This is a genomic window from Pseudoalteromonas caenipelagi, from assembly GCF_013140855.1.
In the GTDB taxonomy this organism is placed as follows: domain Bacteria; phylum Pseudomonadota; class Gammaproteobacteria; order Enterobacterales; family Alteromonadaceae; genus Pseudoalteromonas; species Pseudoalteromonas caenipelagi.
Genome location: NZ_JABBPG010000003.1, coordinates 59,741 through 73,632, shown reverse-complemented (window position 1 = coordinate 73,632; position 13,892 = coordinate 59,741). Strand labels below are relative to the sequence as shown.

Below are 13,892 nucleotides of genomic sequence, written 5' to 3'. Positions count from 1 at the left end.
CCGTCAACAATGTACTTACTGCAGGAAATAAACCATGCTCTCCCACGCTCAAAAACGTATCTTTATACTATCCCCTATAATGATGTGTATTGTCCTGACTACACATGCTGAAGACAAACCGAACAATATCGAACATATTGAAGTTCACTATAAACGCAGCAGCATCACCAGCTCTATTACTGAAGACACAGAAAAGCTGGTTGAAATGCCTGGAGCGATGGGCGATCCTCTGCGCGCCGTATATGCTCTGCCCGGCGTTGTTGCTGCAGGTGGTTCAATGAGCGCCCCAGCGGTAAGAGGTTCTTCGCCCAGTGACAATATTTTCGAAGTGGACTATATGCCTGCGGGTTATATTTTCCATGACTTCGGCAGTTCTATTTTTAACCGTCATATCATTCAAGACTTTCAATTATATTCGGCAGGCTACGGAGCAGCCTATAGTGATGCTACAGGTGCAGTGTTTGATGTCACACTGCGTAACCCAAAATATCAACCTATCACCACCACTGTTGATTTCACCATGTTTAACGCTGGTATCTTTTTTGAAGGTCAAGCTACCGAAAATACAGCATTTTATTTTTCTGCTCGTAAAAGCACTCTGCCCTTGTTTTTCTCTGAAGGTGAGGAGTTAGAAGACGATGATGGAGAAAAAAATGGCATTGTCGTCAATGATGCCCCCGATGACCACGACTACCAAGGTAAGTGGTTGTGGGACATCAACAACAACAATACGCTCACGTTGAATTTTACTGGCGCGGAAGATTCAGCAGCAGCAGGTTTTAATGAGCGTGCTGAACTTGCCAAAAAAACGCCTGAATTCCAAGGTGATGCTCGGTTTATTCGCGACTTTAATAGTCAAAATTTACTGTGGGACCACTACAGCAAAAACTATCATCTTAGAGTCGGTGTAGGTGTATTGGAGCACTCAGAGCGGCTCGAGTATGGTAAACAAGCAACGCTCACTACGGGCTATTTCGAACAAGCAAATGAGCAACGGCACAGCTACAAAGCACAGCTAAATTATCTTATTAATCAAACTCATAGGGTCATTACTGACTTTGCCTATTTTGATAACCAGACCACATACAAATACGATACTTTTCAGTATGTGTGTACCGAGTTAGACCCTGATTGCGATCTGAAAAAAGGCGAGCGTATCAATGGCCAGCAACAAGTTGGGATCGACTCAGGCTTCATCGGCGTTACTCATGTATGGCAAGTCACTGACAAGTTACAATCTGAGCTGGGTGTGCAACTGCAGCATAATGACTACACCGACGAGCACTTTACAGCGCCACGTGTCGCTATTAACTACTATTTAAGCGATAACGAAACGATCACCGCCAAATACGGTCAATATAACCGAATGCAAGACGTGGATTACATCATCCCGCAAGTAGGCAATCCAAAATTAAAGTCACAAACCTCAGATCACTTTACACTAGGATTCGAGCAACAGCTTGTAAACGAATGGTCATGGTCAATTGAAGGTTACTATAAAACCATGGCAGATCTCCCCCTCGCCATTGACTCAGGTGCTAATGATGCCAACTTGCTCTACAGCAATCAAGTTGAAGGAAAGGCTTACGGAGTTGATTTGCTGCTCAGTAAAAACAAGACCGATAACTGGTATGGCTGGATAGCACTTAGCTACGCCAAGAGCGAGCGCACGGATACGCGCAATCATGTTACACGCGATTACTATGCTGATACACCGTTGGTATTCAATGCCGTATTCCATTATGAAATAAACGAGCTGTGGGAAGGCGGTTTTAACTTTACCGCACGCAGTGGACAAGCTTACACGCCGATTGTTGGAGTAAAAGAAAACCCTGACTATGTAGACCACTATTTACCAGTTTATGGTGAACCGTTTTCTAAGCGTCATGACTTGTACCACAGATTGGATATTCGTTTTGAGCGAAAAACTCAGCTACTTGGACTTGATGGCAAATTAATTTTTGAATTAATGAATGCTTATGGTCAGAAAAATATCAGTTACATTGATTTGGACTATAAAAAAGTTAAATCGGTTGATGACTTATATATAAAAGAGGAAGAAGACGATTTTGAAATACGCCCTTCAATCGGCTTTAGCGTCACTTTCTAAACTGTTAATTTCTCCCCTATCAGGGCTTGTTTTTTAAAACCAAGCCCTTCATGATCTTGCCTGAGTGATTATTTTTAGGAGCAACCATGCCAAAAGCATGTGCATACCATATTTTGGTTAAAACCGAAAAAGAGTGTTTAGACATCAAAGCAAAACTTGCCAAAGGTGGTGACTTTAATAAGCTAGCTAAACAATACTCAATTTGCCCGTCAAAAAAACGTGGTGGTGATTTAGGTGAGTTCAATAAAGGCGACATGGTCAAAGCATTTGATGAAGTGGTTTTTAAAAAACCTTTATTTGAAGTACATGGCCCTGTAAAAACAAAATTTGGCTATCACCTAATTAAAACGGTTTACAGAACATAATCGGAAATTCCGATTGCGTTGATTGCTTTTTGTCTCTTTTACTTCGAAAAAAATCCTCTACACTGGTTTTAACTAACCAACTAGTGAGAAGAGGATTTTTTATGTTTACAGTCATTTTTGGTCGTGAGGGGTGCCCCTACTGTGTGCGTGCAAAAGAAGTTGCAGAGCGCTTAGCAAGTCAACGTGATGACTTTAACTACCGCTACGTTGATATTATCAAAGAAGGGATAAGCAAAGGCGACTTGGAAAAGTCCGCAGGCAAACCTTGCCCAACGGTGCCACAAATATTTCTCGACGAAAACCATATTGGTGGATTTACAGAATTTGAAGCCTATGCAAAAGAAAATTTAGGCCTTTATAGCTAAAAGCGATTAATGTGCAAAATATGTTAGTTAGCACTGACTTGGTAAATGTGATGTTAATTACCCATTCTGGGTTTGATTAAAAAACACACAACTTCAACCACATATAAATTAGTTCTAATTAGTACAAGCATTTGATTCGCTTTTCCTATACAATGCGCGCCTCTTTAAATTCGTTGAGGCGCATTAATGTCAGAACCAGTCACGTTTAAATCTTTAGATCTTTCTCCTGCAATTTTAAAAGCAGTCGAAGAGCAAGGATACAAGACACCATCTGAGATCCAAGCTCAATGTATACCGTTATTGCTAGAAAGAAAGGACGTACTGGGACTAGCGCAGACGGGTACAGGTAAAACAGCAGCATTTGCTTTACCACTATTGAACAATATTGACCCGGCTACTAAGCAGCCACAAATTTTGGTGTTAACACCAACTCGAGAACTTGCCATCCAGGTGGCAGAAGCATTTGAACAATATGCTAAGTATACTAAAGGCGTTGAAGTACTAGCGCTTTATGGTGGACAGAGCTATGGCATTCAGTTGAGCGCATTGCGCCGCGGTGCACAAATTATTGTTGCTACTCCGGGCCGCTTAATTGACCATATCAACCGTAAAACAATAGATTTATCTGACTTACGTGCACTTGTGCTAGATGAAGCAGATGAAATGCTACGCATGGGATTCATCGATGATGTTGAAAGCATCATGGAAAAAACCCCAAAGAATAAGCAAACTTGTTTATTCTCTGCAACAATGCCAAAGCAGATCCAATCTATTTGTGCAAAGTACTTAGATAATCCACAGCAAGTTCATATCTCTGCACGTAATTCTACGGTTTCTACTGTAGAACAGGTGTTTTGGCGAGCTAGTGTTCACAAGAATAAGGCTATTGTACGCTTCTTAGAAGCTGAAGAATACGATGGTGCCATTGTGTTCGTTCGTACACGTAACGACACTGTGCAACTTGCTGAGTTACTTGAGCATGAAGGCTTTTCAGCTGCTCCACTAAATGGTGATATGAACCAGCAAGCACGTGAGCGCACTGTAGAGCGTTTGAAAAATGGTCTGTTAGACATCGTAATCGCAACAGACGTTGCTGCACGTGGTCTAGACGTTGACCGTTTAAGTTTAGTAATCAACTACGATATTCCGCAAGACAGCGAAGCATACGTTCACCGTATCGGCCGTACAGGTCGTGCAGGTCGCAGCGGTAAAGCAATCTTGTTCGTAAAACACAACGAACGTTATTTGCTACGCAATATCATGCGTCACACTAATTCGGAAATCGCTGAAGTTGAGCTTCCTTCTGCTAAAGTGGTTGAAGCAAAGCGTATCGCAAGCCTGCAAACTAAGCTTTCTACTGCTCTTGAGCACAAAGACATCACATTCTTTAATGATGTAGCAAAAGATTTAGCTGCAAAGCTTGAGTTAAGTGCTGAAGACTTAGCGGGTGCTTTACTTTGTTTAGCTCAGCAACAATCACCACTTAAGGTCGAAGAAATCAAGTTCCAACGCGAGCGTCGTGAACGAGATGACCGTCGTGATGGTTCTCGTGAAGGTCGTGCTCGTGGTGAGCGTAAAGGTCGCGAACGTGCAGAACGTTCATCAGACCGTGGCGCAGACAGAGGTCCACGTAACAGCTCTCAAGGTCCTATGGATACCTATCGTATCGAAGTGGGTCGTGATCACGGTGTTCAAGTTAAGAATATTGTTGGTGCTATTGCGAACGAAGCTGATATTTCTAGCAAGTTTATTGGTGACATCCGTCTGTTCAATGAGCACAGTACGGTACAGCTACCACAAAATATGCCTGCGGATGTAGTATCACACTTCCAAAACGTATTTATCTGTAAGCGTCCTATGAAGCTAACTAAGAGCTCGCACCCAGCTGATCAAGCTGGTAGTTCAGAGCCTCGTGGTGATAAGAAGCGTAGCTTCAAAGATCCACGCAACGACGGTAAACGTCCTCCTCGCCGCGACGGTGAGCGTAAGGAACGACGCCCAGTTAGCTTTACAGCCTAACAGCTAGTCTCAACAAAGCCGCTTTATAGCGGCTTTGTTATATCTGCCAATAATTACAAACGACATTAGATGAATAAATTACTTTATGCTACATTTTTGTTCTAGAAGAAAAATTGAGTATAAACATGGCACTACTTTACCGTTGCTATCACTTTATTTTGAAATGTATTGTTGTTTTTGTCGGTGTGCCCAATCCGCAGCTACATCGTGGTCACAATGCGCTTGCCGACGCGATTAATGCACTGCATCTAAATAAAAGTAGCAACCTACTTATCGTTACAGATAAAACGCTTCATAAGCTGCCCATAATCAATGCTCAACTTGCACTCATTCAAAAATTAGGTTTTAACTCTGTTGTATTTGATTTCGTTCATCCCAACCCAAGTATTAGTAACGTAGAACAAGGCTTTATTTGTTATCAGCAAAATAACTGTAGCGGGATCGTCGCCATTGGCGGTGGCTCGGTTATAGATTGTGCTAAACTCATCGGTGCAAAAGTTGTCAGGCCAAACAAAGCAGTCTCAGATTTTAAAGGCCTTTTTAAAGTATTAAAGCGGCTTCCTCCTAACATTGCGATTCCAACCACAGCTGGCACTGGCGCAGAAACCACGGTAGCGGCGGTTGTTAATGACCCCCAAGCACAATTAAAATATGCGGCAACCGACTTTTCTTTGGTGCCACAACACGCGGTGCTAATACCTGAGCTAACTGTCAGCCTACCGCCCCATCTCACCGCAACCACAGCCATAGATGCTTTAACTCACGCTATTGAAGCACTCTTAAGCGTCAACACCCTAGCCTTTAGCAGACAGCGTGCACTCGAAGCCTGTGATATTATTTTTACTTATCTCCCCAAAGCCTATGAAAATGGCGATGATGTGCATGCTAGAGAGCAGTTGTTGCTGGCATCATTTTATGCTGGACAAGCATTTACTCGAACTTCGGTTGGTTATGTACATGCTATTTCACACCAACTAAGTGCCAATTATGGTACGGCCCATGGATTATCGAACGCCGTTTTATTATTGCCAGTATTACGCTGGTATGGACAAAGAGTTAACAAAACGCTTGCTATGATAGCGAGAGAGTGTCGGCTCACCTCTTTGGACTATCCGACCGCTCGCCAAGCACAAGACTTATTGGCACATATTGAGCTGCTTCTTGAGAACATGAATATCCAAACTCACTTTAGCGAACTGCGTCATGAAGATATTGATACGCTAGCCAAGGAGGCTTTAAAAGAAGCCCACCCAGATTATCCTGTCCCCTACTTCATGAACTTCAATGAGTGCCGTAATATTCTACATTCCGTCAGCGTTATAGCTTAAAGCGACTCACTAACTCAGTTAATGAATTAGCAAATCGGCTTAAAGACTCACTGGCTTGGGCCATATGCTGCATTTCATTGGCATTATCTTTGGCTGTTTGCTGCGCATTGGCCATAACACCTTCTATTTTATTGCAATAAGATACTTGCTCACTCGCTACATCACTGGCACGTGCGCTCAAGCCATGAACTTGTATCAACACTTGCTCAATTTGTGCAATTGCCTCAGATAAAGACTCACTTCTTTGAGCACATGCTTGACTTGTACTTTGACCATCAACAATGGCGTTATTGGCAAGCTTCGTGTCCTGCTGCAGCGACTCAATCATGGTACTAATTTCATTGGTCGAAGACTGAGTTCGAGCAGCCAAGGTTCTCACTTCATCTGCGACCACCGCAAAGCCACGCCCCTGCTCTCCTGCTCGAGCTGCTTCTATGGCCGCATTCAATGCCAATAAATTAGTTTGCTCAGCGATAGAGACGATGGTGTCTAAAATCGATTCAATACTTTCGCTGTGAAGGGTTAATTTATCCATCACATCTACAGCGTTAGCCATCTTAGTATTGAGCGACAACATGTGTTGTTTATTATCATTTGCGATTTGGTTAACACTTAAACTTTGCTCTTGTGCTTGTTGAATACTGTTCAGGGTTGTTGCTGACTCTGCACTGACTTGTTGCGCACTGTTAGCAATTTCAGATGCTAAATTCGCAGCACTATCAATGCGCGTTAATTGTTGCTGTGAGTTCTGCGCCAACGTTTGACTGCGCTGCTGCGTTGACTCGGACATTTGCTCAAGCTCATGTACTTTGGTGTTTATATCCTCTAGTAGTACTCTTAAACTGTCCTTTACGCGATTAATGTTATCGATCAGCATGCCAAATTCATCATCACTGCGTTTTTTCATCGCACGAGAAAAGTCTCCTTGCGCTAAATAACCTAACATTTTATTCACCGCAGCCAACGGACCTAACATCGCTCGACTGGTTGATATGGCAATAAAAACAGCCAAAACGATAAATACCAGTGCCATTATCAGCGCGGTATGCTGTGCTTGTTGTATTTTTTGCTCTGCAATACTTTCATAAAATCTAAACTGCTCATCTGACACCATTTGCAATTTCTGTAGTGTATCTTGCACTTTATCAGTGGAGAGTTCTGCTTGTTTATATGCCATATCCGCTTGCGCAATAGCAGTTAACTTTTGTTCGACACTTTGATATAGCGAGCCTGGCGCATCTAGCAACACAGTCATTTTAGTTAACTGCTCACTAAACTCATTTAATAGTTCACTGACATCTAATCCTTGAGACTGGCGTTTTAAAAACTCAAAATTATCTTGAACATTACCGAGTAAAAAACGCACATCCTCTTGTTGGGATTGCCAGCTAGCCGCTTCTAGCTGGTTTATCACTTTCACGTTGTCACTCAAGGTATACATCATGTCATCGATGCGTATGCCAGTTCCTGCAACCTCTGCACGTTGGCGTGTATTGTCAGTTTCTACCAGTTCAAGGTTTAACATTGCATCGCTGGCAACAGCACGATACTGCTCAAACTTTTGCATATCGCTTTTGATGGAAAGACGCGCTTCAAAAATTTCTTGTTTTGCTGATAGTAATAACTTTGCTTGTTGATCTATTTCTTTGCTCACCGACACAATGTTGTTCAACAAAGCAGAAAACTGCGGCTTATTTACGGTTACGTCATGCAGCTCAGATAATTTCTGCTGATAGTGATGTTGTCCTTTTGCAAAACGCGAGGCGATACTTTTGAGGTTTGCTTGATCATTTTCGCTAAATGCTTTTGAAACCAATTTACTTAATGTACTTTGTTGAAGCTGTAGCGCATTCGCCGTTTTCAAAATTGGCAACGCAACACTTTTAACCTCCATATTGGCATGATGTATCTGCTTAAGGGCGGTATAAGCTAGTCCGCTTGAGATTAATAACAGAGCCCCTAAACTGGAAAACCCCAATATTATCTTTTGCTTGATGGAAAGTTGTTTAAGCATTTGGCTATTCGTGCAGAACGCACACTCCTAATACAAATCAAAAGGTTAATATTTCATACATGATCAGAAATTAGAATAAAAACTTTAAAATTGTTTGTTATATCAAACCTCTAAAACAGTAAAAACTTAAAAAACCTTTTTAAACATGGCACAACCAAGCTAACTCAACAACTTTTTGTGCTATTTTAAAACTTACAGTACCCCAAATTACAAAAGAATACCGAGCTAGCTTGTACCTTTTACAATTATTACTCTGTAAAAGTTACAATTTTGTTCAACTGTTCAAGTAAATTTGACACATCAAGCACAGCCTTTAATATAAGTACTTTAAAATCAAAGTCTTAAAATTAAGATGTATGGCGTAGATTTTGCTATTCATATTAAGTAATCAAGGAGCTCTAACTTAATGAAAATGATAAAATATTATGCCGCGGCTATGCTCTTGTCGTTCGTACTAGTCTGGGTTAGTCGAGAAGGTTGGTTATTAATTCCTTCTTTATGGATCTCAATGTCTTTCTTTTGCGTTTTACTTGCCTATGTAACCAACTACCCAAAAATATTCAGAAAGTCTGAAACTGGTTCAATTCCTATTTGGATTAAACTGTTATTATTACCCTATCTAGCTGGCGCTCAGCTATATAACGCCTTTGCACGTCACAACGACAAAGTCCCAGCAATACAGCAGATTTCTTCCAATCTCTTCTTAGCTTGTAGATTATTTCCAACAGATATTGAGATGCTAGAGGCTGAAGGTGTAAATGCCATCGTTGATGTAACCGCAGAATTTGACGGTCTAAACTGGTCTGCCGAACAAGAAGGGTTATATTATCTAAATATTCCAATTCTGGATCATTACTCACCAAATCAGGCGCAGTTGGTGCACGCGATTAATTGGATAAAATCTCAACACCGGCTCCAAAACAAAGTGGTTATTCATTGCGCACTGGGTAGAGGCCGCTCGTTTTTCACCTTGTGCGCATATTTACTAGTCTCTCAACCTGAGTTATCCGTTCGAGAAGTAATGCAACAAGTTCAAAACATTCGCGGCACAGCAAGGCTAAATAAAAAACAACTTAAGAGTCTCATATCTGTTAGTAAACAACTCATTGAGCATGCACCTCAAGAGCTGCAATTGATCATAAACCCCGTTTCAGGCTCAGGAAAATGGTATCAGCACGATAATGAAATCATTGGTGAACTGACCAAAAAGTACCAATTACACTTTCACTTTACAGAAAAAGACACTGATATGACCAAATTAACCTCCTCACTAGTCAACGCTTGTGATGATACGAGCACATTTGTGGCATGTGGTGGAGATGGAACCGTTACTCAAGTCGCATCTGCAATAAAAGACACACCGCACACACTTGGTATATTACCAATGGGTACAGCCAATGCCCTTGCACATGTTCTCTTGGGGTTTAGTAGTAAAATCAGCCCAATAACCGAGGCAAGTAAGGCCATCTTAAACCACCAAACTGTCAACATGGATACCATGACATGTAATGAGCAAACGGCTTTACTTGTTGTTGCTATCGGATATGAAGAACGCATGATTGATCATGCGAATCGAGAGCAAAAAAATAACATGGGCCAACTAGCTTATATCCAAGGCTTTTTTAACGCACTGCTAAAAAATCACAAAATGGTTATCAAACTATCATTAGACGGGCAGACCAAACAAGATGTTCAATGCAGTAGCTTGGCAGTTGCCAACGCAGCACCTTTTAGTACCTTACTTGCCCAAGGTGGTGGAGCACCAGACTGGCAAGATGGATTGCTTGATATAACGCAACTAGACTACACCGATAATGCATCAGAACGCATGCTCAGTTTAGCGGAGCTTGTAACAAACAGTATCAAGCAGGCCGATAATAAAAATTTTAAAATACAACATTATCAAGCAAAAACAGTTCAAATTAGCTGCGATTCAATGTTTCAGTACTCAATAGATGGCGAAATTGAATCTGCATGCGATTTAACGATAAGCGTACAGCCTGCAAGTTTATCGATTATCTGGGCTAACTCAAACAACATGTAAAAACTCTAAATATTAGATAGAATGCTCGAATAAGCATTAAAGGATATGAACTAGTGAAAAGCGTATTATTGGTTGATGATGACTTGGAATTCTCTGAACTTGCATGTCGAATAATTGAGTACTTGGACTGTGACGTATATTGTGCAGCATCGATTAAAGAGGCACAGCAATGGCTATCGACACAGACTTTCGATCACATTTTGTTAGATTTTATGCTCCCCGACGGCAGCGGATTACACCTGCTGGACTATATTCAAAGCGCAAATATTCCTTCATCTGTAACCATGGTCACAGGTCACCCAAGTGTTAAAAATGCTATTGCTGAATTATGCAATGATAATGTTGGCCACTTAACCAAGCCAATTGATGCTGACGATTTAAAAAAAATACTGTTTACCACATCTCACAAAACAAAGGTTGAAGGTAAAAGAGACAGCAAAGACTACACACGCCATTTTGGCTGTCTGATTGGCGAATCTGAAGCTATGAAAGAGATGTATCTAATGATCGAACGAGTTGCCAGAACCGATGCTAACGTAATGCTGTTAGGAGAAAGTGGCGTTGGTAAAGAAATGGTCGCTCAGGCAATTCACAATGCAAGTAACAACACAGGGGACCGCGTGTCGGTAAACTGTGGAGCAATCCCCAAAGATTTAATTGGCAGTGAATTGTTTGGTCATGAAAAGGGGGCTTTCACCGGTGCCAACGCACAAAAGCAAGGGGTATTTGAATTAGCGAAAAACGGCACTCTGTTTTTGGATGAACTAACAGAAATGCCCATTGATATGCAGCCAAACTTATTGCGCGTATTAGAGACACAAACCGTTACAAAGGTTGGCGGCACAAAAAGTACCCCCGTAAACTGTCGCGTAGTATCAGCGACGAACCGCTCTGTAGAAGAAATTGCTCAAAATAAAGTATTGCGAGAAGATATTTATTTTCGTCTGGCTGTGTTCCCCATCACGATTGCGCCCCTTAGAGAAAGAAAAGATGATATTCCATTACTCGCCAAGTATTTTCTCAATGAATTAAATCAGCAACATGATACTCAAATCACTATGAGCAGGCCCGATTTGGATAGGCTTGTACAGCATGACTGGCCTGGCAATATCCGTGAGCTTAAGCATACTATTCACCGAGCATATATCATGGCCGATTTACGACATAAATGCTTGGTCTTTCCTGACACGCTTGACTCACCTTTTTCAAGACGCAGCAGTGCAACAACTCAAGCCGATTGTCAGGTTGTTCAAGCTCAAGACCAACTAATTAACAAACCTGATATAGCTGTTGGCACAACCATCGAAGCATTAGAAAAAGAGCTGATCTACAAAACGCTTGACTCAGTAGATGGTAATAAAACCAACGCAGCTAAGCTCCTTGGGATCAGTACAAAAACACTCTATAACAGATTAAACACTTATCAGCATTCACATTGAGGTTATTTAATTTGGAGGTTTACAACACCATGCAATATAAATCAGAACTTGAAGAAATCGCCCATGATGCAAGAAAGCCATTAAATCACATTTCCATGAATGCAGAGTTACTTAAAATCATGGTTGATAAATCTATTTCTCCTGAAGAAATAAAGAAAATAGCAGATCAAATCATTCTCAGTACAAAAGAATGCAGTAACACTATCCAAAAAATGACAAAGTTATGACTATGTATTGGACGAGCACAAGCATCAAAGGACATCGACTATCATGAATGGCTTTATTAGTAGACTAAGTATGCCTCGATTCACTTGGCTCAATGCGGTGCTAATCATCGGTGCAGTCCTCACTAACGCGGTCATTGGATTGAAAAACATTCAAGATATTGCTGGTATTCAAAAAGCGCTAACGAATGCAGGTGAGGTCATGCTCGCTATCGATAGTATGAATATTAGCATGCTCAATGCTGAATCAGGCCAACGAGGCTACCTACTATCAAAAGAACACGATTTTTTAGCCCGTTATAACAACAACATTACACAATTCAAGAGCACTGTAGAGAGGCTGCAACAAGTTAGATCACAAAGCAGTACTCAGCAAAAGCGCATTGAAAATTTTGCCAAACTTGCGCAAATAAAATTGCATTCGTTAACTGCAAGTATCGAGCTGGCAACATCTTCAGATGAATCACAAAGCGAGAGAATTTTACAAGATGTACAGCTATCACAAGGTAACATGCGTGATTTATATCGAGTGATTATAGAAGAAGAAACACTCATCCGGGAAGAGTTACTACAGCGCTTAGATAAAGCGAGAACTCAAGCCAGAAATAACGTTGTCTGGTTTACCGTTTTAAGCATACCTATGTGCATATTCATTCTTGTTTTACTCGCTAAACATCTAAAAAATCAAAAACTCGCCAAACAGCAACTTGAAGCGTATAACCAAACGCTGGAACAAAAAGTGAAAGAACGCACCCATGCATTGGAAGTGTATACAGAGGAGCTAAACCGCAGTAACAGAGAGTTAGAGGATTTTGCCTTTGTGGCATCTCACGACCTCCAAGAACCTTTAAGGAAAATACGTGCGTTTGCAGATAGGTTAACCAATAGCTGCGGCGAACAGCTCGGTGACAAAGGCCGAGACTATCTAAATCGAATGAATTCAGCCGCAGTTCGTATGTCGACGCTAATTTCTGACCTACTAGAATTGTCACGAGTCACAACCCGTGGTAAACCTTTTGAAGAGGTCAACCTAAATATTCTTATACAAAAAGTGACGGAAGATTTAGAAATTGCCATAGAAGAAAGTCAAAGTACCATTGTTGTCCACCCACTTCCTGTCGTTGTTGCTGACGCCAGTCAACTTAGCCAACTGTTTTCTAATTTAATCTCTAATGCAGTTAAATTTCGCCATGCTCAACGAGCCCTTATTATAGAAGTGACATGTGAAAGCACCAGTGCTCCCGATCATATTACTCTTAACAATCAGGGAGATTGGTTTAAAATAACAGTGAGTGACAACGGCATTGGCTTCGCTACAGAATACGCTGAGAAAATATTTACGCCATTTCAGCGCTTACATACGCGTAAAGAGTATGCCGGCACTGGTATTGGTTTAGCCGTGTGTAGACGTATCGTTGAGCGGCATGGCGGTCAAATTAATGCTACTAGTCAACCTGATGGTGGTGCTACCTTCACCATTTTACTTCCCACTGACGCAAACACATTCAGTGTAAAGGATAATACCAATGAACTACTTACAACCAAGAGCCATTAACATTTTAATGGCTGACGATGATGAAGATGATCGTATGCTCACTCAAGATGCACTAGAAGAAAGCCGTGTGCTCAATACCATTAATTTTGTTAATGACGGCATTGAACTTCTTGAGTACCTTCGGAACGAGGGGAAATTTGAAGATGTAACCATGTACCCTCGTCCTAGCCTCATCTTGCTAGATTTAAATATGCCAAGAATGGATGGCCGGCAAGCACTCAAAGAAATGAAAGCTGACGTAAACCTACGACAGATTCCCGTGGTGATTCTCACAACATCCAAGCAAGAAGAAGACAAGCTTCGTGGTTATGACCTTGGTGCAGCATCCTATATTTCAAAGCCCGTCAACTTTGAAGGCTTAGTGGAGTTAATGAAAAACTTAGGAAAATATTGGATTGAAATTGTAGAACTCCCCTAAAATGGAGCATT

11 protein-coding genes are annotated in these 13,892 nt (G+C 41.3%); 10 read left to right on the top strand and 1 reads right to left on the bottom strand.

Annotation, left to right across the window (positions count from 1 at the left end; genetic code table 11):
- Positions 1 to 34 precede the first annotated feature (34 nt).
- The 5 genes from HG263_RS08685 (at position 35) to HG263_RS08665 (ending at position 6,187) form a co-directional block, all read left to right on the top strand.
- The gene (locus tag HG263_RS08685) at positions 35 to 2,110 is read left to right on the top strand and encodes a TonB-dependent receptor plug domain-containing protein (protein ID WP_171625705.1); all 2,076 of its coding nucleotides are present in this window, start codon (positions 35 to 37) and stop codon (positions 2,108 to 2,110) included.
- A gap of 86 nt (positions 2,111 to 2,196) precedes the next feature.
- The gene (locus HG263_RS08680) at positions 2,197 to 2,475 is read left to right on the top strand and encodes a peptidylprolyl isomerase (RefSeq protein ID WP_171625704.1); all 279 of its coding nucleotides are present in this window, start codon (positions 2,197 to 2,199) and stop codon (positions 2,473 to 2,475) included.
- Positions 2,476 to 2,576: 101 nt separating this feature from the next.
- Complete coding sequence (locus HG263_RS08675; protein WP_171625703.1) at positions 2,577 to 2,840, top strand: GrxA family glutaredoxin; 264 nt, start codon at positions 2,577 to 2,579, stop codon at positions 2,838 to 2,840.
- Positions 2,841 to 3,026: 186 nt separating this feature from the next.
- Positions 3,027 to 4,859, top strand: a complete 1,833-nt coding sequence (locus tag HG263_RS08670) for a DEAD/DEAH box helicase (protein WP_171625702.1) — start codon at positions 3,027 to 3,029, stop codon at positions 4,857 to 4,859.
- A 125-nt stretch (positions 4,860 to 4,984) separates the two neighbouring features.
- Positions 4,985 to 6,187 (top strand): iron-containing alcohol dehydrogenase, encoded by a 1,203-nt coding sequence (locus HG263_RS08665; RefSeq protein ID WP_171625701.1) that lies wholly within the window; start codon positions 4,985 to 4,987, stop codon positions 6,185 to 6,187.
- Here the strand turns inward: HG263_RS08665 and HG263_RS08660 are convergent.
- Positions 6,177 to 8,201 carry a methyl-accepting chemotaxis protein gene (locus HG263_RS08660; RefSeq protein WP_171625700.1) on the bottom strand — a complete coding sequence of 675 codons (2,025 nt, stop codon included), beginning with the start codon at positions 8,199 to 8,201 and terminating at the stop codon, positions 6,177 to 6,179. The two genes, HG263_RS08665 and HG263_RS08660, sit on opposite strands and share 11 nt — an antisense overlap.
- A gap of 406 nt (positions 8,202 to 8,607) precedes the next feature.
- On the opposite strand from HG263_RS08660, the gene HG263_RS08655 reads away from it, so the two are divergent.
- From HG263_RS08655 to HG263_RS08635, 5 genes are all read left to right on the top strand, one after another.
- On the top strand, positions 8,608 to 10,245 hold the full coding sequence (locus HG263_RS08655; RefSeq protein WP_171625699.1) for a diacylglycerol kinase family protein: 1,638 nt from the start codon (positions 8,608 to 8,610) through the stop codon (positions 10,243 to 10,245).
- 53 nt (positions 10,246 to 10,298) lie between these two features.
- A complete protein-coding gene (locus tag HG263_RS08650) occupies positions 10,299 to 11,684 on the top strand; it encodes a sigma 54-interacting transcriptional regulator (protein ID WP_171625698.1) in 1,386 nt (461 codons plus the stop codon).
- A 29-nt stretch (positions 11,685 to 11,713) separates the two neighbouring features.
- Entirely contained in the window at positions 11,714 to 11,911 is a 198-nt protein-coding gene (locus HG263_RS08645) for a histidine kinase dimerization/phospho-acceptor domain-containing protein (protein ID WP_171625697.1), read from the top strand.
- A gap of 70 nt (positions 11,912 to 11,981) precedes the next feature.
- Complete coding sequence (locus HG263_RS08640) at positions 11,982 to 13,463, top strand: sensor histidine kinase (protein ID WP_171625696.1); 1,482 nt, start codon at positions 11,982 to 11,984, stop codon at positions 13,461 to 13,463.
- Complete coding sequence (locus HG263_RS08635) at positions 13,435 to 13,881, top strand: response regulator (RefSeq protein ID WP_171625695.1); 447 nt, start codon at positions 13,435 to 13,437, stop codon at positions 13,879 to 13,881. Before HG263_RS08640 ends, HG263_RS08635 begins: the two co-directional genes overlap by 29 nt.
- Positions 13,882 to 13,892: the final 11 nt, after the last annotated feature.